We start from the raw sequence: 22,236 nt of genomic DNA, 5'->3' as shown, positions 1-22,236 counted from the left end.
CTAAAAGTCCGAATTCACGATATTGGTCGTCACAACAAATGATCGGTTGGATCAAGTTCCATGTGAAGACACATTCGCATCACTCGAGAGAGACATGTGCACCGTACTGAGTTACCGGTTTGGCATAACGAAGGTAGGCAAGGTGTTCGCAGTTTCGATGCTAGATATCACGGCGTAAACAGTTGCCCGAGAACTCGACTTGCCCTCTAATGGCACCTTAGTTTAAACGGATCTTTGCGTATGAAAAAGTTCCTGCTTGGCATATTGGTGGTTTGGACCTTGATGCCCGCTGCGCATGCCCAAAGCCGGCAAAAAGGGACCGCAGATAGCAAAAGTCTTACACCTCACGACGATAGCCATATGTTGGGAATTTGTCAGACTGCCGGATGCACATTCAGTGGTGCTATTGAGACGAACGGCGGCATGACATTTCACGCTAGCGGCCTGACTTCTCGGCTCAATTACCGCTCCAGCTTCGCCGCAGATATCCAGGGTGCTACCTACGGTATTCCCTATACTGTCAAGGATACCGGTGGCTTGGTTGGAAGTGGCTTCTACGGAGGCTATTATAGTAGTGCTATTGGCCCTGGTTTTGACGTAGCTCAGACCTGGTACGGTCACTTTAACCCGAAGTTTGCTCCGGTCCCTGCGTTGGGGAAAGGCCATATTTTGGGGACAACAATGACTGTTGAGGATATCACTAGCGGCACCTATCAGCAGGGAATGGTGGTAGGTGGAGCAGGCATTCATGGTGATCCTTATATTCTAAGGCAGCTTGAAGGCACGAAGGGTGGTATTGGAACGTATCAGTTGTCGTTAAGCCAGGACATCATATCGGATCAGACACTGACGGGAAGTAATGGATCGCCTGCTGAGTATGGACGCTTTACGCAAATTTTATGTGCCAACAATCAAACCGTGACTTTTGGATGCGCCGGAGAGGAACTCAATACCACCAATCGTGGTCCAGATGCAGGCTTTAAGCGGGCACGATCTGACCTAAACGTTGGACCAGAGAACGTCGGAGGAGATAATCCGTCGGGCGGTTATCTATTTGTTCCAGAAGCTAGCGTTATCGGTGATGGCGGTGGCGGGACCGGCCGGAACGTTACCTATGCCTATTCAGTCGCCAGATCTTCTGACTTGAACACAGATACCATCGCTGTCTACCCGAAATCATATACGGGATATTTGGTTGAGCCAGATAGCATAGTGGGCTCAACTGGACGTGGCATAATGGAAAGTGGTCATGGCTCCACAAAAGATGACGCTACAGATGATGTTCCTTGGTCGCCTCTTGAAATCGGGCTGGAATGGCACACCGGCATTCGTTTGCTCTATGGCAGGTTCGATGATGGAAACGCTATTGTTCTTTCACCTGGTCGGTCAATTGCAAACTATGTTGGTAGTACCGAAACAGGGGACAAGCCACCAAGTTTGCCAACCGCTGCAGCTTTGATCACACCAACTGGAAGTGGAAATAACGCTGGGTGGAATCTAACTACAGCGGGCAAAGGAATGGTCGCCATTAATGGATCTCCTATCTTAATAGGCTCAGGCGTACTAGAAATTGATACCTTCAAATCGTCGGGGACCTGGGTAAAAAACTCGAATGCCAGGCTAATATCGCTTCTTCTTATCGGCGGTGGCTCGAGTGGCGGTGGAGGCACAACTGCAATCCCCGGAACCGTCTATAGTGGTGGTGCCGGTGGATCAGCAGGAGACGTGGTGAATATCTCGGGCCCCGCCGCGAATTTTCCGCCCAGGGCGCGCGTGAACGTTTGCTCTGCAGCAGCGGGAGGAATGGCGGGAGAGGCCGGCACCACAGGCGGGGATGCGAAATTCGAAACTTACGTCGCGTATGGTGGTGGCGCCCCCTCTGCCGGAGGCAGGACCATTTCTGCGTCTGGCGGCTCCGCCGGACTTCGCGGCAAAGGACGCTTGGCATCGGGCTCTTCAGCGGGTGCTGGAGGGATGGGCGGCGGCGTGGCAGGAGCAAGCGGCGCCGCAAGCGCAACTCCCTACCTAGCCGGGACAGGGAGTGCTGGCTCTGGGAGTCCACTTGGAATAGCCCCGCCTGCCGCAGCCTTCGCGCCCTATGGGCCTTCCGGAGGAGGGGCGGGGGCAGGCATGGCCGCAACTCAAGCCCAGCTGGCTGGAGCAAACAGTGGATCTACAATGAACCAAGGTGGCGCACCTGGCGGAATAACTGCTGGAGCTAACGGAGCCGCAGGCGGCAACCTTTATAACAATATCGGCATCGGAGGCGGGGGTGGCGCAAACAACCCTATTGGCGCCGGTGGCAACGGAGGAGCTGGCGGTTACGGGGCTGGCGGTGGAGGCGGCGGCGATGGCAGAATGAATGGAGGCTCCGGCGGTGCGGGCGGCGCATGTTTAGTCGAAATTATTCAACAGTAATACCTTGTTGAACGTAAACGCTCATTTTTCGTCAGCTAAAACCGCGTTTTGGAGAGCTTGACGCTAGTGCTTCTTCAAACTTGCTTGGAAAAGTCCGTTTTGGCATGGCAAACCTCATTTGTTCGCCGACCTGAAACGGACCTTTCCAAGCTTCTGTTGATACAAACATGATCCCGTGACGCAGGCCCCGTCTCCGTTATCGGGGGATCTCTATTCAAGAATTCATGGGTTAGGGCGCAGTCTCAAAAATACCAGGACCAAACGACCCTATGCTTCCAAAAGCTTTGTCAAAAAGGGTACAAGCGGTTGATTAATCCCGTTTCCGGAGCAAAGCCTCTTATGTCACGACGCAGGCCGGCCAGTGATAGGAAAATGGTACACAATCACCGGAAGTTCTAGCGACTAACTCATTCAATCTGCGCAGGCCATCGTATCCTTGCCATTTTTAGGTCTACATCGCACGGGTTACAAAATCCGCCACATCAGGATCCATCTTTAGACCCCCTGAAAATATTGTAAATTGATGATACAAAAGTAGCGACAAAAAATGACGCTGCGCCAACCCATGTATAGTTCGCAATAATAGTACCTGCAACACGGTTGATTAAAACACCATGAAGCTGAAAATATATTTCAGCCAGAATGCAGAGAATGAAACCCACTAGGTAAGTTATTGATGCGGGAGTGAACATACCCCGTCCGGTGTAAAATCGGTTTTCCATGTTGCCCTCGTGTAGGTCGATCATTCGGCGCAAATTATGGACGAGATCATACCAAGTTTCCAGGTACTGGGAGAGGCCGCGGTTCCGCGCTAGATATCAATGGCCTAGGGCTGGTAATCGGAACCAATAGCTGCACCAATGCGGACGGCAGACAGAAAAGCCGCTTCGACGGTGGAGATTAAAACGAGGTTAGCAGCCGCAATGGCGGCCTAAGGAATTTGCGCATCTTGCCCGAGCTGGAGGTGGCCGATGCCAGTGTCGCCAATGCCTGCCGTGTTATTGGCGCGAACATAACAAGGGACGTGTTGTTACGAAAAAGTTTTGAGCAGGATGTGAGAGCCTCAGAGGTCGCGCGAAGGCATGATCTTCCTTTTCAGTAGTCCTCTCGGCGGCGCCTCCAAAGCCCGCAAGGACCGCCTAGTGGCTCAGTGGTGGATGGGATGACGGTTGCTGGGGTGGGAGCTTGGCTTGCTACCCAGGCGGAGGCTAAGCCTAATTGGAGCGTCCTAGGCTTGATAGCGGGCAGCGTGACCATTTGTGTCACTGATTATACGGATATGAGGTATCCATCCGGCAATACCGCGGCGGGCATCAGCACAGTTGAGGGTCTTCGCCGAATGCCTCTGCCACGATTCAGTAAGCGGGATGACCAAGCTCGATCTAGGCGGCGGCGATGTGCGCTATAAATCTGTCCGAATCGGTTGGTATTCCAGATGCGGTGAGCGTGCCGACGTTGCCCTTGAATAGGTGGTCGAGAGCTATCCGGTCGTAGAGATAGAGGGCCCCACTCCTGATGCAACATTCTGCTGGATCGAAGAGCGTCGCATAAAGGCCATGAGCGCGCCCACTAGCTGAAAGATGGTGGGGATCTTCTTTCACAAGGTTCTTCAAAGTGTAGAGCGGTAGGGTAGCCGACGGGTTGATCGCGCGGCGCGGCGTGCTGTAGGAGCGTGCCCTCGAGCAGCGTTGACTGCCTGATCAGCTGACCAGTGTGGGCATGCTGACAATGGCATCATCGCTCAGTGGGGCGATGGTTTCCAGTATCATGTAGCGTACCCGTTGGACGGACCATTCGTCATTTTGTTCGAGCAACGGCGTACCAATAAGGGGCGTCACAGCGGCGTCGTTGGGATATATCCCGACGACTTCGCTCCGGCGCTTGATCTCACCATTCAGTCTTTACAAGGGGTTCGTCGGGTGTAGCTCCGCGCGGTGCTGAACGGGAAGGCCATATACGAAGGACGTCCGGCTCCCCCGCGTCCATCTCAAGATCGATAGGGCCGTACATCCCTGATAATATAGGGCTTAAACGCGTTTTAATGGACCAAGGAATTGTGAGAAGGGCGCCCGACCGGAGAGCGCCCAATCGCGTGGTTTCGCTTGCCCCTAATCGACCCTAGGTGCACCGGTGCGCCTTGACCGCAGAAGAGTTGATGAGCAGTTCCGGAGGCTGACCGTAGGAAGTCGCGAGAGGATGTAACAGATTCGCCCAGACGCCTTTGACCACCCATCGTTAAAACCGGTTGTAGACCGGTTTCGGCGATTCTTAGACCACAATGTATCTTTCATACGGCGCTTAAAGGTCGGCATATGCACGCTGCCGCCGATCACACGGCGATCATCAACTCGCTGCTTGCCTCGCGTGTCCCGCGGCAGATGCAGCTTGAATCGCGCAAACTTATCCTTCGTCGGGCAGAAATATCTATGATCAACAGATCACCCCTACCGGAGATCGTGACCACAATGTTATCCGTTCGGGAATGCCGCTTATCGACCCTCGCCCTGGGAAGATTTTCTTGCGATCATTGCTCTGGCTCGCTCTCGGGTATGTTCGTAGGGTTTGTGATGAGGAAGAATTTCCAGCGCGCGATCAATAAAGCTTAGTGCGGAGAAGGGATCGTCTGTCTTCAATGAGACCAAGGCCGCACAGGCTTGTGCCGCGTGATCATCGAATTTGTGCGTCGCATTCTGCCGCACCCATCCGATGACGTTCTTGCTGTAGCCAGCCGCTGACAGACGGAAGCAGGCCTCGGTCCATGGGCTAGTTGGAGATTTTAAACGGTATTTCTCAAATACCTTGAGAGCTAATAAAGGATGTCTCGAAATCAACTCCATTGCCATCAGGTATGGACGATGCGGATTTCTATTCTTTGCCCTGTTATATTGTCGTCGAAGAGCAGCCACATCTCTGTTCGAGCAAGCTTGGAGAACGGCTTTAAGATTTTCTGTCCCCGCGAACGCTCGTATAGAGCTATGGCCCACAAATGGTAGACGGACAAGATTTATCGGAGCGATTCTCGACAAAATCTCACAATGCTCTGAGTCCGACGCGTCATAAGGATCAAAGAATACAAATGAATCGCCTCCCAAGTCATCTGCCACGATTGCCATTTCTTGGTGAAGACTATCATTGTAGAATCGGGAGAATCTGGTATCCTTGACATCTTCGGGCGATATTGAAACCTGCGGTGAAAATGCAATGTTAGTGTCGCTTCCTAATAGACGACTGTATTTCAATGCTGCGTAGGCACCTTGGCTGAGGCCGAATGTAATTCTCCTGAAGTTACGCCCTAACAAAGCGCTCTCCAGGATAGATATACAGGCCCGCATGTCGTCTGGCGGAAACCAGTTAGGCCGCGTTGTTACAAACCCTGCGACGCTGAGGCCCATTTTTTGAGCGGGCCCATCCGCCCAAATCTGCTCTCCATTCGCGCGCATCCCCATTTCATTGAAGGTGATGAGAAGGGTGTCTCCCCCACGATCTTTGAAAATGCACTCAAGATTGTCACTCTGGAAAATCCGATTCGCGCTCACTTGGTCTGCCATCTAATTATACTTATTCAATGCCTGTCTAATGAACTAAAAGCGCTGAACGTCGCAAGCGAGCTGCGTTCAAATACCCTTCAAGCAATTTTAAAGTAAAGTTTTCCGCATAGCCATAAAAACTGACTTCTAACAGAGCTGCGACAACCAATCAATGGCAGTCGCAGCTCATATCGGTAGCCTTGAGACTTGGTCCGATATTGGGTTGGCCGGACGCTGCGTATGTGCGTTTTTAATGCACCTTATGAACCGTTCGAGGTCGAATGAACGTTTTTCAAAAAACGTTGCCAAACCGGCAATGTAATTTTTGTGTCTGAATATTGTTTTTTCGTCGCTAAGACGAGGTTTTCTTCAGACATCTCCAGGTATGGAAAGTAATGCAGGCCTGCGGCCTGTGCTGTGATGGCAAAGGCGGGTGTGCTGTATCCGTTGGGCAGAATTTCCACCAAAACTGATCCCGGCTTACAGGTGACTATATTTGCCAGGCCTGCGCCATGCATTGCAATTATCACGCAGGCCTCTGCCATCAACTCCAGCTGTTGCAATATGGACATAGTTTCCAGTCGAACGACTTCATAGCCTAGGGCTGTCATGAAATCGTAAAATTCCTCCTGATTAGCTATTCCTCGTCTTCCTCGGTCTCTATGTATTATCAAACGCTTATTCGCCGTCCGGCTTTGCCAGTTAGGAACGAAGGTGCGAAGGAACTCAACGTAATCTGGATTGCCGAGATGCAGAGGATGCTGGGGCATACTAAACATTCGGACAGCTTCAATCCTATAAATCTGATCTCGCTCGATTGGAGTCAACTTGGCTTTTGAGTTAAGCGCGCGAAAGAATGGTTCTGCGAATTTCATTGCGTCGGCATCAAACAAAATATCAATGGGCTCGCGCCAGTCCCTTATCCATTTCAAAAACGGAACTCTGTCGAGTAGAAAGTGTGAATAGTTGTTGTGTCCGTAGGGGACGCACAAACTCACGTAGTTTCCTTTAAGGTTCTGGATTTCCTTATTAAAAAAAGTGGAATGCGAAAAAAAAGAGGCGTGGCCAGAACATACCTCCACAATTGGGTAGCCTTTGCTTGTAAAGGCAAGGCTGTAACTTGCCGCGACCTTAAGTAAAACATCTTCGGCTTCGACATAAAGCAATTTACGTCTCGTGCTTTTGGCAACGTGCATAGTTGCCGCCACCGTCCAAGGATCAGTTCCGATCTGAACGCGGCTTCCATCGCGCGGAGACAAAAAACTTGCTTCCGATTCCTGAATCAATACCGTGGGCTTCAGAGCCGGATCATTTGCGGGCGATGGAAATGAGGGTCGTTCCTCCACAGCTAAATATTGCGGAAATATAAGCCAAAACTGTAGAGCTTGATGAATGTCAAACTGACCTTCCGAAGCCAAGATGTCGGCCTGACCGCAGCTAAATGTGAGAGGGTCCCTGGTCCTCCTCATATCGGGGAAATCCGACAGAATATCAGCAATTTTTCGAACTAATGCGGGACCATGGGGATGGTGGGGCATTACACGCATGGCGGTTGCCAAGTAACGCACCTCTGGAAGTCTTCCGTAGAGCGTTTTAGCGAGACGGGAGAAAATTAGTAGATTCTCGAACCGCATGTGAGGAGTCATGGCGGAGCTGAAGCATCGCTCCAGAACTAAAAATGCCTTAGAATGGTCGCCGATGTGTTCGAGTGCGCGAGCGACGAAAAGGACTTCCCACCCCTCGAAGTTTTTCTTCGAAAGATGCGTTTCGACTGCCAGCAGAAAGCAGGCCTTGAGTGACGAAGGGGTTGCTTCTTCACTCGAGAGTCCGCTAACTAGAGAGGCGATATGGCCAACATGTTTTGAGTAGTGCGCTAAAAGATACCGAATTGTTGCGATTTTATGCTTGTCACCGGGCACAGCTTTGGCAAAATGAAATGCGGCCCAAAATTCCTTTGGCCACATTTTGTGAAGAACAAGCCCGTCTCGGCGTCTTGTCGCGAGAGACGCGGTTCCATTTAATTGGTCCATCGCTTGCCAGCAGATTTGGAAGCTGTTCGGTAGAGTCAACGCTATAAGCTGAACGGCCGCACCAACGATCGATCTGGGTAAACGATTCCAGAAGAGTGATCTATCATTGAAAAAAGTCGGAGTGAGGGAAAGCTTAGATACAGCGGCAACTAGAGCGGCTAGGGAGATAGCAGGATGAAGTTGAAAATCAGCGGTATAGTCGTCCAGATGAGCATATAGCTGTTTATATGTGTCTGAGTTTGCGGTGCTGGAAAGGCAGCTACGTGCGTCATCAATCAGATGAGCATATTGTGGCGGCGCGGCACTGGAGCTAAACTCGCTCGCTTTTGACAATAGGTTCAAACGAATAGCGTTGTTCATCATCTACATCAGACCTAACTCTGCAGAGTTTCGTTATCCAGATTGTCGGGATATATATTTCTTTGAAAAAGCTGTACGTGCCTGGATTGTAATTGCCGTTGGTGTAACTGCTGTGGTCGATACAAGCACGAGAGAGACTGGAAGACGTTCTTTTCTTGCTCGGAATGCGAAGTCTAACAGGGCCAAATCAGCTCCATCATCCATCACAGGGTCGAAGGCACCAATTCTTTCGTAGACCGCGCGAGGCATGGTTATCAGCCCCGCATCTGTTGTAGCGCGTTTGACCACAGGCAACTCATGGGAGAGGCCGGCACTAAGGAGGCTGGCGGCGGCCCCGCCGCCGACCACAACCCCGTCTGGGGGCGCCGCGAACAAGGCCGCGCGGGCGCGCATTGTGTCTGGAATTTGGTTGAGGACGGGTCGACTGGCTTGGGCTGGTGCAAAAATCGCCACATATGCGCCTCGCGCCAGGGCAAGTCCTAGATTTAGCCGCGCCGCATCTCCTGTGCCTGGCGGCACCGCGGCACAGCGCAAACTTTTCACTCCATCCAAGAAACCCGAGGCTCGCCCGTCATCGATCACTACTAATTCAGCTCGCGCTTGAGAGAGTAGGGGTGCAAGCTGCGTTAGTTCCCATCGCGCCATGTCCTCGGTCACTTGATTGGCCGCCCTCGGCAAATCAAGGATGATGGTCCAGAGTGGTTCTGCGAATGGCCGCAAGGCAAGTCCACGCATCGGGCTCTCGGACCCGGTTCCTGCATCTTTCCGGTCGAGGAGCCGGCCGCCAGCGCGCCAGGCGATCGACCATAGAGACTCATCTTGTTCAATTTGGCCGAGGCCGTCGTGAAGATCGGATACGATGCCGTTCAAATGCCCCAATCGCCGGTGCCACGCTGTGACATCGGGTAAAACCGCCGGCAACTGGCGCCCAAAGACCTTTCCTGTCCGCGCCTCTCGCGCTTCCAGAATGGTGCCCGGCGGCAACGTTTTCGGCAGAATGAGCAAAAAACCGTGATAACCGTCCGTTATATTGGGTCGAACGAGTTCAAGTACCAGGCGCGCGGCGAGGCCGCTGGCGACAACTTTGCCATCGCTCAGAACTTCAACCCGCAGCGCCTCTCTTGGCTTTTGTTGAGACCAGCACCAGCCCATTGCTAAGTAGTCCCGCACTTCGAGAGTGCCACGGACATCATAGTCTTGAGTGGCCCGTATCACAGGACCGTTAGCTTCAAATTTTTCGCCAAGGCGCGATAGGCATTAACCCAATGCTTGGTCGCCGGGCGGACACGCAGTGGGGCCGCCAGATCGTCCCAGTCGGCCTTACTTTCCAGCTTGCGCAAAAGCCTGCCGATGGCCTGCGCCTTGGCGTCTACCTCCACCATGCCTGGCGAAGGCGATGCGCCATTTAGCGCAGCCGTGGTCACGATCAAAGGCAGGCCGGCCTGGGCGCAGGCCTTGATGGCCGCTGGCTCTAGCGCGGGTAGCCGGAACGGGGCTAAGGCGAGGCGCATGCGTCCTAATAGCTCCTCGCCGGCAGCGTGCTGTTTTATGCCCGCTGGCAGATGCAGGCCCGCTCGCTCTAATGTATGCACTGTGCAACTTGGCACCGCTTTGGTTAGGGCCGCCAAAAGGGTACGGAGCCAGCGTCCAGCGTCCAGCACCGCTTCTTCCGGCCCGTCCAATAGCAGCCACAAGCCGTCGCGAGCCGTGGCTTCGCTCGGCATCAGCACAGCAACCGACTTCTTCGTGTTTCCCAAAATCGTGCTACGGGCGGACTCGTTCGGCGCGATGACCCCGTCGGCTGCGGTGAGTGCAGCTGACAGACGGGCCGCCTGCTCCTCGGCCATATTGGCAAGACTCCCGCATGCCGGTTCGTCCATGGCAAGGATAATGCGCGAACCGGGGGATAACGGCCGGATCGTCTCAGGACTCACGTATGCTGCGGCGGCCGGGGAAATCTGTATGATGTCAAAGCCAGGGCTAGCATTTTTGATTGCGCCAAGGACTGAGGGATCATAGGGCGCCCTCAAGACCTCAATGCCCATTTTGCGCAGCGCGTCCGAACCAGGGTCGTCCGACCCCAGTTCCATGATGTTGCCAAAGGCTACATCGTATCCAAGCTGCTGCAGCGCTTCCGCATTCTGCAGGAGCATATTTCCCGACATCGCCGGACCCGTGTCGATGATGAGCGCCCGACCCTTTGACGCAGGCCAGGCTGGGCGCGCCAGATGCTGCCAACGTTCGGCGAGCAGCATATCCAGGCCCGGATCAGCGGCCGCCGTATTACTAGTAACGATCCCCCCATCCTCCCAATGAAGTGTTCCAACGGGTTGATGGAGCACCGAATAGCCAGAGTCCCAACAGCGCAAACACAGGTCTGTCGCGGCCGCGGCCAGATCTACATAGGCAGGATCAAATCCCTCAACCTCGGCAAAAACCGCCTGACGGATGAGCATAGCGTGATCCGGGATGGCCGCGACCGGCTGCAACCGGTTCAGCCAAGGTGCCTCAGGTGTTTCAGCATAGCCCCTATCGCTCAGACGCCCGGATCGGTGGAGTGTCAGTGCGGAGCTTTGAACGGTGCCATCCGAGCGCAGAACGGTTGAACCTAGGACAGCACAATTGGGGTGTGCGGCGAATGTCGCTTGTACGGCTGCTAACCAGTCAGGCCGCATTCGCACGCTCGGGGACAGAAAGAGAAGAAGCTCGCGACTACCCAAATTGGCGAGCCGGTTACGAGCCTCCAGCAACGACTGATTCGCCCCGACACGCCAATAGCGGATGTTCTGCACGAGAAGCGGCACCAGTGCGCCATCTTCACTGAAGCCTGAGTCAATAACAATAATTTCGGCCTCGTCATCAATCCCGCATGCCTTTATGGTTCGCAGACAACTGTAAACCTCGGCGAGACCTCCTGCCCCACTGATGCAGATAGTCATGAGCGGTGAGGCCGGCACGGAGAAGGCGAAAGGCTCGAACTCCGGCCGGGCATTCGCCAAAAGTCTATTAATGATCCCTGTCGACGCCTGTCGGGGCAAGACATCGAGCGGCATCTCTGCGAGCTGCGTGAAAAAGGTGCCGATGGTGGCAAGTGTGCTCTGCACCATCGCGACCATGCGACTCGCATGCCGGTTTGCCTCGTCGAGGCGAGCCTGTAGAAGTCGCGCGCTATGCTCCAGCTCGGTAAGCCGTTGCTCCACCGGCAGCAGAGCAGTGCGGCGGAAGGTCAAAGTGCCGCCGATAGCACGGTTGCTCACCGGATCAGCAATATGGACGGAGGTGACCGATTTGCGGGCAATCGCCGACCAAGGCAGCAAAAAGGTAAACGCGTGGGCACCATCGCCGACCCCCGCCGCTTCCAAGTCCGGGCGGAAATTGTCGGCGATTAGATCGCCGACGGGCTCATTGTCGACGAGCACAATCAGATTGGCGCGTTCCGCCGGCTGCTCCGGGTCCCAGCACCAACCTGTGATCAAACCGTCTTCTTGAATGTTTTCGAGATGCCCTTGCAACATCGATCAACAACACCCCTGGCCGCGGAAGCATACGCTTTGATCAGAGCGTAGGTGCAATGACATCATAATAGCCTCGCGATAGCAGCCGTCTACTTTAACAAGATCGTCGATGAGGACAATTTCGTAACCGAAGCGCAATATCATGTCCTCATCATCGGTGAGCGACAAAAATCATGTTGTATGGACCAAGATACCCCAGCTCTTCAGACCAGTAGCAGTAACCGACAGCGCTGCTGAAGTCACAATCCAAAAGCAGCGGGATCAGATCCCAGCCCAAGCGATGGACCGGGCGCGCCGAGAAAATTTGGTTCCCAGCCGTGCTTGTTTCATCAGTTGTGAGAAAGGAAAGGGTCTCGTTTGCCTCAACGTCAAAAGCTGTAGAAAAAACAAAAACGCCACCCGGGGACAGCGCGCTGGCCACAGCGGCTAACATTTCTTTCAGGGGAATGACATGCGGAAGCATGTCAACAGCCAAAATCATATGCTGACTTGCTTCTGAGACGGGCAGAGACAAGCCTTGTTCGGCTGTTCTTGTCAGGCGGTTCCATTGTGCCAGATCTGGGAGGAGCCGGGATACATACGCTGCGACGCGGTTACCCTGGTCAAGGACGCCTGCCCGGTACCAGGACGGTTTGCCAAAATGCGGCAACGCCGTATGAATGAGTGCACGCTCATGACTCGTAAGCCCGAAACGGCATCCGCAGACCTGCGCTTTCCTCCAATGCGGCACATTGCGACCATCGACTGTCACATCGCCGCCCGCGGTTAAGGACTGGAATTGGGTGACCTGAAGACAAGGCGCGCAAACACCGTTCATCACAAGGGCATTGTCATGAGTACCGAGCGATTGTTCGCGCCGGTATCGCTCATCGAATAGATCCCGATTATCAGACCGGAAGCGCTTGAAATCATCTCCCGACTTAAATATCGCTGATGGGAAGGTGACGAACGCCTCGCTACTCATCGCGCCCAAACCCTAGCATCTACAGGTAACAATACGCTCGATGATAGTTCGCAAGCGAGTCCTGTCAAGGACAGCTACCTCGGCAACCGGCGCTAGTTCGAGCCGGCTGCCAGGGCTTACGTCGCTCTACAGCTGATCAGGACAGTGTAACAGACCGGAAGCAGAAGCCGAGTTCGCGCGTATCTTTACCAAGATCTAGATCAGCGGGACGGGCGCTGTCCGGAAGATGCAGGGCGCAGTTTAGCATAGCTTTTCCGTCCCGCTCGATAATCTGCTCAGGCTCGACCGTGACACTCAGGATGTAGGACTTCGATTCACGCAGGCGCCAAAAGCCGAGGCGGAGGCCATTGACGTAGAGGGTCATATCCTGGTGCTTGCAAGTGCCACCAATAAAAGGAACGCCTTCGAAGGAAAGGCTCAGAGCGCGCGTGACCGGCTCCGTCACGATCTGCAGCACTGACTCTGGACCATCGTTCCAAACGTGCTGATCTTCTGGAGCTGCCCAGCCAGAGCCTAACTCGGAGGTTCCGAGGTCAAAGTTGCTGAAAAGCCGGGTTTCCCCGATTTCCCAATTGCTGTCGTTCTTGATCTCTTTTTTGAGCACTGGCGCGGCGGCCATTTGACTCTCCTAATCGTTCTGTTGAAAATAAGCGTATCTATGCTTAGTTATTCCGAACTCGGTCATATCGCACGTGATCTATCCTATAGAACAATTGTTGGCGGATCAAACGGCAATCCGTCGGCAGACACGATGCCCATCCGACGTTGATGCCCCTTAACGAGCGCTTGCTCAAGCACATCGGCTCCCATACCGACGGAAAACCGTTCCTCCAACAGACTTTGCCCAGCTGAGGACAGACGCTTCCAAATGGCCTCATCATGATAGAGTCTGAGCGTTGTCGCGGCAAAATCCTTCACCTCATCAGCGACAAGCACGTGTTCACCATCTTCCAGGCCGGCGCCTTCTACGCCGATGGCCGTGGAGACAATAGGAAGTCCATAGGACAATGCAGACATAATCTTGCCCTTGGCGCCAGCGCCATAGCGCAGCGGGCAGACAAAAACACGCGCACGATCGAAGAGATCGCGCAGATCATCGACCAAGCCCAGAAATTCGATCCCGTCACCTACAAGATCACGGATACTTTGCGGCGCATTTGCGCCCGCGATGAGGAAGCGAATGCCTGGATCGGACGCCCGGATGATAGGAAGCACATTCGTGACAAAATGATTAACCGCATCGACATTGGGCGTATGGCGATAGCCGCCAAGGAAGCAGATATCCCGCCTGGCAGAAAATGGCACCGAGGTGCCGAAGACCTCGTACATCAGCGGCCATATTGCCACCGGCGCTTCGGGCATCTCTTTCGCAAGAACACTGGCTTCGACTGTAGAATGCGTGATGATGCAGTCTGCAGCCGCCGCGACGGCCAACTCTTTCTCTTTGGTGACTGCAGCCATGGCCAGTTTCTCGGGGTCGGCCGCGAGTTCCGCCTCCCGTTGCTCTCTCAGGAAATGAAGATCCGCGACATGGAAAAGGAGACAAGCATCCTTTGCGTAGTTGCGAATATCCGCGAGGATGCGCTCCAGCACATGGTAACGGTAAACTAGAACAGCATCGAAAAGATGCCCATACCGCCGGATATAATTGGTGAAGCCAAGATCATAAGGCGCATAGGCGCATTCGACCCCCATTTCCTGCAGATCAGTCGTATAGCGGTCTTGGAAAAGCCAATTGTCCTCTGGCACAAAATACGACTTGTAACCGAGCTTGCCACAGACCTGGAGCGCCAGTACTGTCTGCACAGAACCCGCATCCTGATTGGGCGTTGGAGTCGATACGTCGACCACAAGGATCCGGCGCTCCGTCTTCCGCTCGCGTTCTAGATAAGGCGCTTCCGGATCACGCCGGTGGCTTTCCAGGGCTTTCCGCCACCGAAGATAGAGCTTGCGGGTATTTGTTACCTGATAAGCTTTAACTCCCTTGCCTGTATCGGTGCCAGATGTCTTACCTTCGTAATGCACAATGCGGGATTGAGGCTGAAGCCAAACCTCGTAACCCAGAGCAGCAATCCGAAGGCAGATGTCTGCATCTTCGCAATAGGCCGGTGTGTAGAGAGGATCGAATCCGCCTAGCGCATGCCATAGTTTAGTCGGCAGAACGATCGAACATCCTGAGATATAATCAACCTGCCGTGCATGACTGTACTCCGGGCGATTTGGGTCATCGTTACGACCATAATTCCAGCAATTTCCGCTCCGCCAAATGATCCCACCCGCTTCCTGTAAGCTGCCGTCGGCATAAAAGAGCTTTGATCCGACAAGACCTGCCTTGGGAAAAAGTTTGAAGCTGTCAAGCAAGCCATCGAGCCAGCCAGGCACGACCCGTGTATCGTTGTTCAACATGAGCACATAACGCCCACGCGCCATTTTCCCGCCGGCGTTACAACTTTTGATAAAGCCGCCATTCTTAGGCTGCAAATGATAGCGGACGCTCCGCGTGGCGGTAAGATAATCACCGCTATCATCAGGTGAGCGATCATCGATAATAATGATCTCGGCAGAATATTTGGAGGACTGTAGGAACAGGCTTTCGACGCAGTTTAGTGTATAGGCCAGCTGGCCGTAAACCGGTATGATGATAGACACGTCAGGCAGCTGCGCCGTGATTTCGTCACAAATCTGGAGCCGCCTCTTCATACTGTTCAGAGCTGTGACCGCGGCCGCGAAATCAGGAGCGTTCGTGTCAAGGCCGAACCGTTCCATGAACACTTTGCCTCGACTTGCCTCTTCTATCACCAAATCATCGACGCGGCGATCATATGGCCCTAACTCCGACAGAGAGACGTCTGGCTCTTCGGCTCTCCGCCATGGAAAGCGCGCCCGTGATGGTTCAAACCAGCCGGCAGCAGTTCCGCCGCCATTGTGGTTCTCAACGTCGCGCCGCAAACGTGTGATCTCGGCCCGCAGAGCCAGGGTATTAGCTTCGACCTCGAGAAGACGGTTCGCCAGCATAACGGCGCGCTCAATCCCTCCGTCTGTGGGGGACTGCAAAGGCTCAAATCCTGCCATCCAGCTTAGATCCATCGAAGCAATCGATCCTCACCGGATGCGCTAATCAGTTTCATGTTGCACTGCACCTAATTATGCTAATTTTAATCGGTTCACACAATAGTGAATTATTATTGAAATTTTTCCGCAGGTTATGTACTTTGCGCGAATTTTTCCGTAAAAGGCTTGCAGGGCAGGTTGAGCCATTGATCGCTCGGTCAAGTGCCGGCTGAAACCTCGTTCTCTGAAAACTTTGACGCAAAGAGACCGGCCGATAAGATCGGCTACCGACGAGCATTTTGGACTTAGACTATAAAATGTCTGCTATCGCAACGAGTGGCGTGCTTAGTCAAACCCCCGTCCAGCAGTGTCAGTTGTGATGCGGCGACCTTCCTCTTCCAATGCGCCGTCGTGCAGTATGCTCTTCGGCAAGAAGGGTTACTGCCATCATTCTTGCCGCCAGATAAGAGAGGTTAATGACAATCTGGAGGGATTGCGGATAGAACGTCGCCGCGAACCCATCTAGCGCCCGCTCCTTGATCTCTTCCTAGCGTATGCAGTCCAGACCTCAGGTGGCCGCTCAAAAGCAGGCGGCATCGATTTGGGCAACATAAGGATGCTGGTGGCTTCGCATCGATCTTTTTGTGCGCGATCATTTCAACTCATCGCTACCTCATCGAGGTAGTTCGCCCGGACGGGGCCAAAGTTATGGATGATTTCGGCGAGCCAAGCCGGCATATAGCCCTGTACTAGCGCGCTGAAATCCGTTAGATGCACCTAGCGCTGATCATTGCCACGGAGGCGCAGGAACTGGCGATAGGCATTCGCCCAACCAGATAGTCCTAGCGCAGTGCGAGGAAAACCGAGATGTTATTTTGGCGTCGAGGGCCACGCCGCAACTGAGCGCATTTTGGAATCCGATCATGACGCGTTGCGCTGCTCCAAATCGCACCTATCAGAATCACCCTAACATCTTGCCGCCGCCCAAAGAAGCGGTTCACCAGATAGACCCTGTCCAACTTGAGCTTGACCTCTCAGCGACGAGACGTAGGGTGCCACGACCGTGCCGTGGACAGTGCCATTTCCGCCAATCAGAACCTCGGTCCAGTCAATGAATAACATCTAAATCTCCCTCGACCCGACAAGCTTTCGTCGGGTCGATCATCTCGGCCCGGTCGGGACCGATGCAGAGCCGCCGATAGGTACTATCGCGATAGGCCGTAATGGCTTCGCTGACCTGACCGTTTGGCGCAGGAACGGTGGCGTATTAGCCCGATTGGATGAAGAGCGCGTTTCAAACCCTAGACCGTCACCCCCCCCCCGAACCGCCTGACCAATGGCCAGACCAGTTAGATCGCGGGCAACGCTATCCCATCGGGAGTCGAACAGTCTCCTCCCGAAGAATATACGGCTCCGTTCCCCGACGTCTCTAAGCAATTCCCCCGAGGTGGGAGAGAATGTGGAAAATACAATCGGCTCTTCTTTTCAATGCCATTAAGATCGAGGCTTTATATTACACACAATCCTGCTCGATCTCCTCGCAGGAGGTGAACTGTCATCTCAAGAGCTGACAAAATTGGATCAAGGCTGTCTTTTTTAGGCTGAATTATATCAAGACGCTCAACCACGCCGGAAAATGTGGCACTTTCATCGACAGTCGTGCGTGGCATATGGTAACCTAGAGCTGATGAATAATCTTCATACTTGAAGCCATCTCCTTCAAGTTCTCGGCCTCCGCTAAAAATCAACTGACAATTTGGAATGCCAAACGCGTCTGCTGTAATAATTCCATGCAAAGAAGACGATGCAATGCGGCGGCAAGCAGCAATATCATTTAAAACCTGATTGATCGGTGCCAGAACATCGATGATTTTAGTTCCAGGCCAGGAATCCATTCCGTTTCTTCGCATTGACGCGACATCGGACATGTGGGGTATGATTCCAAGGTCATACTTTTTCTCAGTATGACAGGTCCGAACCAAATTCCTCACGAGCAAACCGCCGTCACCGATGGGAAGCTGTGACGGTCGGGCCGGCTTGACTAAAGCAGCCGTATGTTCTCCACGCACGCCCAAAAATCGAATTTGTTCACGATAACTAATCGGCCTGGTTTTGGGATACATGTAGCCGGAAGACCACACTACAATTGGATGATGGTCCGATCGAACACGATCCAGATTGCTGCCTATGCCAAGAAGATCTGCTTCTTCAAAATTGTCAACGAGTTCAAATGGAACCCCGTAGTGTCTGAAAATTGCCGGTGTTAACGCGTCACCAAAGTTTTTTAATGAGAAACACCACAATTTCCAAGGTTTTTGAGAAATTACAGCGGGACGTGCCAATTCGTTTTTAAAACCGAACATCTTTACGCTTTCTTCAAAGAGACGCCCTGCATTCCCTGTGAACGGCTCGGGTTTGTCCGAGTATGGGACTAAATAATCCGCCATAAGATAGGTATTCTTTATTTCCGCGACATTTTCTGCGCCTAGCGTGCGTACGCTGTAGCCTTTTTCGTGCAGCATACCCACATCTTTGACGCGAGCTACGATAGGAAAAACGCAAAACAAGTTCTCTTCGCGACAGAGGTCACAAACTTCCTCATCTCCGCGCGGCCGCCCACGAATGGCACCAAATCTATCCCAATTGTCTTTTGTAGTAAAAAAACACGTCGAAGGAACGAAATTAAATTTCGTATATTTGTTGTAATAACCACGATTATTTGCAACGGCAGTAGCTATTTGAACGTAATCTGAGTCAACAGCCTGTCGCCTTGCATCGAAATAAATTGATTCTCCGGCCAAGGCGATTACGTCTGGGTCGTTTAGAATTCCTTTTTGATAAAGAGACATTCCCCAACTCAAAGCATCTTTTGCAAAGACCGTGTCATCTTCTGTAAATGCAACAAAATCATGCTTCGAAAATGCATAGTCTACCGCCGTCTGGCAGGTCTTACATGTTCCGAGATTAACTTCATTTAGTTTTGTTTCGACAGAAGAGAATAAATGCCCGTATTTTTGCGTAAACTCGTCGATGTATTTTACTACTGCAGAGTTAAGATCAATGTCTGCCCGCTGAGAGCTGTCGCTTTTTGCCTTATCTATCCAAAAAATAAGATTGAATTTTTCAAGTTGGTCGCATTCAAGAAGGCTCTTGCAAAGAGTATCTAAAGTATCAACCTTGATGTAGCATTGGACAACGAGGCCATATGACATGTTACTAAAATCCAAAAGACAAGGAATTTGACCGAGAGCAGCGTGCTAAAAAATTATCCGCAAAGGATACATCTTGCCAGGGGTTAAGGTTCGCCTAGCTTCGATTTTTCATCAAACAAAGGTTAATTCCAACTTTTAGCTACTCCACTCCTGGGAGGCAGATGGTTCAAATAGAACTATTTTTGGCACATTCGCTTGTGAGTTACCATAGGCCGGGAGTATTTTGACTAAAAAATATTTTAGGTTACTTTAATCAAGTCACCGCCTCTGAGAGCGTCTCATTCACGCGCAGAATTCGTTCTCCACCAGCAGCTCAGGTCTGGTTTAACAGACATAAGCATAGCGGCAGCACGGTCTGTCCAAGGGCGCTGCCTGAACGAACCTCGTTGTAAAAAGCACCGCATCGCACGCAAGTCGGCCTATGGCGGTTCCTCGTCCGAATAATGCGCAATCGGCTGGAGAACGTACTCTTTGTCTCCAGAATTGTAGCACTCAGAGCGGGGGGGCTGGAAGTGTCCGTCCTCCGCCATCGTAACAACGATAGCCTGGGCCGTCGGGATATGGTCCGGCCGCTTCGGCACGAGTGGCAACAGACGATGGTCGCGGTTTGGGGGCGCCTCACTGAGAGCCTGCGAGAGCGCAGTGTGGTCTCCCTATCCAGCGTCATGTCATTGACTACCTGGCCGGTATGGGATTGCGAAACGTTTGTTGTCTCCCCGCCCACAAGGCGCTCAGACGTATCAGACGCAGACGCAGACGAGTTTAAGTTGCATAGGCAACATCGTTATGCCTTAAAAGTTAAGAAGCTTGTGGAAGAAGCGTGGGTTATTCCGAGTAAAAATCAAATTCTCTTCTAGAATCTGTCGTGCTTTCTCGTGGCGGTGCAGGTGGATCGCAAACAGCGCCCGCGGCGATGTGACCACTAACGACTCCCGTTATTTCTGGACGGAAATGCGCGCAAGTACACGCGCGACCACGCAGGCCGGCTGAAGTCGAAGCGTTAGCGATGGCGCATGATCATGCGATACAGGGCACTGGAATAAAGCATGTTACCCGAAACCAGAGCAGCTTCATAGAAGGTAACGGCGCGGCCGTGGTCGCCTTGATGTTCAGCGACGCTCCCGCGGGCCGGCAACAGGCTAGGTGTTTCTTGCATGTTGGAGAGAAAAGCTTAAGCGACGTCGTGAGCGGGAACTCACGCTGTGCCGCGGGCGGCACTAACAGCAGGTATCGCTAGACCTCGCCTTTTCGCCGATCCTGGACGAGCAGGACCGCCCCGCCGGCGCATTGCCATCCTCATCGAGGTCACCGAAAAGGTTGTCGCCCGGCGCTAGCTCTATGCTGAGCGCGAGAAATTTTGTCAGAGATTTGACCAGTCTCCAAGGTTTATGTCGATAAAATATGAACTTGATCATCGGGCGGAGATCATCAATCCGGCCTGTTATCGGCTGAATGGGCGACTGCGACATCATGGGCCGATCGGTCTGAGGCGTTCCCCGAGATCGCCGCCCAGGGGTTCAAAGAGTTGCTGAACTGCGCCTATGCCACCGGGAAACGCATTATGCCAGAGCGGCATCGCTCAAGGTCCAGCGTGTCCCCGACCGGCCGCCGCAGGAGCGCTTCGTAGACTTCGTCTGCCAGCCGATCCGCGACGAGACCGGTCAGGTCATCGGCATCTTCGCCCAGGGCAATGATGTGAGGGACCGCGTGCTAGCGGAGCGTTGGGCGCGTGAAAAGGACTAAAATTTCCAGGCCGTGACGCAGATCATGCCAAACCAATTGTGGACGGCGCGGCTTGTGGACGGCGCGGCCCGATGGATCGGTGGATTGGGTCAATGAACGGGCGACCGACTATTTTGGCCTCCGTGATCTCCTGGCGGACGGCGAAGATTGGGTGGAGACCGTCCATCCGGATGAGCGGGTAGGCTCCGACCTCGCCTATCTGACGGCGATCCGCAACTGCACGCACTATGAGATGGAGCTCCGCTCCCGCCGCCATGACGGCCTCTATCGCTGTTTTCTGGCCCCCGCCATCCCGGTTCGCGATGCGGACAATGCCATTGTTCTTCGGGTTGGTACCAATACGGATATTCATGACCGCATGGCCGAAGATGCCAATACGCGGGCACGGGGCAGGTTCTGGCAGCTCAGCCAGGACTTGCTGGTGGTCTGCGAGTTCACCGGCTCGATCACGGCAGTCAACGCGGCGGTGACCCGCATTCTTGGCTGGGCGGAAGATGAATTCACCGGTCATGACCTCCTCTCTTTTATCCATCTGGAGGATCTGGATAGGTCGCTGACTCAGCTCGGCAGTCTCATTTTCGCGGGTTCTCCGGTCTCATCGCGGCGGGCGCGGTGAAGGCGGGAGACGTGGTGCGCGTCATGCCATCGGGCCGGGAAAGCCGCGTGTCGCGCGTTTTCCTCGACGGCGACATGGCGGTGGCCGTCGCCGGCCAGTCCGTCGCCTTCGACCCTTATGCGAAAAACCGGGAGACGGGCGGCTTTATCCTGATCGACCGCTTCACGAATGAGACGGTCGCCGCCGGCACCATCCATTTCGCCCTCCGCCGCGCCCAGAACATCCACTGGCAGGCGATGGAGATTGATCGCAGCGTGCGGGCCACGCAGAAGGATCAGAAGGCCTTCGTGCTGTGGTTCACGGGGCTTTCGGGCGCCGGCAAGTCCACCATCGCGAACCTGGTGGAAAAACGCCTGTTTGAACTCGGCAAGCATTCCACCCTGTTGGACGGCGACAATGTCCGCCATCGCCTGAACCGCGAATCCCGAACTGCATATCGACACCACTGCGCTCACCTCGGAAGAGGCCGCCATCCGCATCATCGATGCGCTGGAAGAGCGCGGCCTGCTGCGGGGCAATGCGGCATGAGCGGGCTTGTGGGGGACACGCTCTCGCTCACGGACCTGCTCGCGTCCCTCCGGCCGGTGGCTGAAGCGGCCGGGCGCGCGGCGCTCGTCTTCTATGGTGACCGTGCCGGCGTGCGGGAGAAGGCCGACGGCAGCCCGGTGACGCTGGCGGATGAGGCGGCGGAAGCCGTCATCCTGCCGGCGCTGCGGGCGCTGACGCCTGATATCCCCGTGGTCTCGGAGGAGGAAGTGGCGCAAGGGCTCGGCCCGTCCCGTGTCGGGGCGCGCCCCGGG

The 22,236-nt window shown here is 53.9% G+C and carries 11 protein-coding genes and 1 pseudogene (1 of these 12 only partly in view); 3 read left to right on the top strand and 9 right to left on the bottom strand.

Translation table 11 applies throughout. From position 1 onward, the window contains the following. Positions 1–240 precede the first annotated feature (240 nt). A complete protein-coding gene (locus AC3G7M_RS02135; protein WP_489214091.1) occupies positions 241–2,418 on the top strand; it encodes a hypothetical protein in 2,178 nt (725 codons plus the stop codon). A 1,700-nt stretch (positions 2,419–4,118) separates the two neighbouring features. Here AC3G7M_RS02135 and AC3G7M_RS02130 read toward each other — a convergent pair. The 9 genes and pseudogenes from AC3G7M_RS02130 to AC3G7M_RS02090 form a co-directional block, all read right to left on the bottom strand. Continuing rightward, a pseudogene (locus tag AC3G7M_RS02130) lies at positions 4,119–4,404 on the bottom strand (transposase); the annotation flags it as partial. Between the two features lie 503 nt (positions 4,405–4,907). Continuing rightward, positions 4,908–5,966, bottom strand: coding sequence for a hypothetical protein (locus AC3G7M_RS02125; RefSeq protein WP_489214090.1), 1,059 nt, complete (start codon positions 5,964–5,966; stop codon positions 4,908–4,910). A 239-nt stretch (positions 5,967–6,205) separates the two neighbouring features. Further along, a complete protein-coding gene (locus tag AC3G7M_RS02120; protein ID WP_489214089.1) occupies positions 6,206–8,338 on the bottom strand; it encodes a glycosyltransferase family 61 protein in 2,133 nt (710 codons plus the stop codon). Between the two features lie 30 nt (positions 8,339–8,368). After that, the gene (locus AC3G7M_RS02115; RefSeq protein WP_489214088.1) at positions 8,369–9,487 is read right to left on the bottom strand and encodes a glycosyltransferase family 2 protein; all 1,119 of its coding nucleotides are present in this window, start codon (positions 9,485–9,487) and stop codon (positions 8,369–8,371) included. A 59-nt stretch (positions 9,488–9,546) separates the two neighbouring features. Continuing rightward, positions 9,547–11,850, bottom strand: a complete 2,304-nt coding sequence (locus tag AC3G7M_RS02110) for a glycosyltransferase family 2 protein (protein ID WP_489214087.1) — start codon at positions 11,848–11,850, stop codon at positions 9,547–9,549. A 151-nt stretch (positions 11,851–12,001) separates the two neighbouring features. Beyond that, complete coding sequence (locus AC3G7M_RS02105; RefSeq protein WP_489214086.1) at positions 12,002–12,814, bottom strand: hypothetical protein; 813 nt, start codon at positions 12,812–12,814, stop codon at positions 12,002–12,004. Between the two features lie 136 nt (positions 12,815–12,950). Further along, positions 12,951–13,433 carry a hypothetical protein gene (locus AC3G7M_RS02100; RefSeq protein ID WP_489214085.1) on the bottom strand — a complete coding sequence of 161 codons (483 nt, stop codon included), beginning with the start codon at positions 13,431–13,433 and terminating at the stop codon, positions 12,951–12,953. Between the two features lie 83 nt (positions 13,434–13,516). Next, the gene (locus tag AC3G7M_RS02095; RefSeq protein ID WP_489214084.1) at positions 13,517–15,829 is read right to left on the bottom strand and encodes a glycosyltransferase; all 2,313 of its coding nucleotides are present in this window, start codon (positions 15,827–15,829) and stop codon (positions 13,517–13,519) included. 1,544 nt (positions 15,830–17,373) lie between these two features. Then, entirely contained in the window at positions 17,374–19,077 is a 1,704-nt protein-coding gene (locus AC3G7M_RS02090; protein WP_489214083.1) for a glycosyltransferase, read from the bottom strand. Positions 19,078–20,899: 1,822 nt separating this feature from the next. On the opposite strand from AC3G7M_RS02090, the gene AC3G7M_RS02085 reads away from it, so the two are divergent. Then, positions 20,900–21,436, top strand: coding sequence for a PAS domain-containing protein (locus tag AC3G7M_RS02085; protein ID WP_489214082.1), 537 nt, complete (start codon positions 20,900–20,902; stop codon positions 21,434–21,436). 47 nt (positions 21,437–21,483) lie between these two features. Beyond that, a protein-coding gene (locus tag AC3G7M_RS02080; protein WP_489214081.1) for an adenylyl-sulfate kinase crosses the window boundary here: on the top strand, positions 21,484–22,236 show its 5' portion. It continues 108 nt past the right edge of the window; only the first 753 of its 861 coding nucleotides appear in the window; it begins with the start codon at positions 21,484–21,486; its stop codon lies beyond the right edge, outside the window.

This window comes from Acidisoma sibiricum, assembly GCF_057837225.1.
Note: the sequence above shows the minus strand (reverse complement) of the source record. Positions and strands in the feature narration are given on the sequence as shown.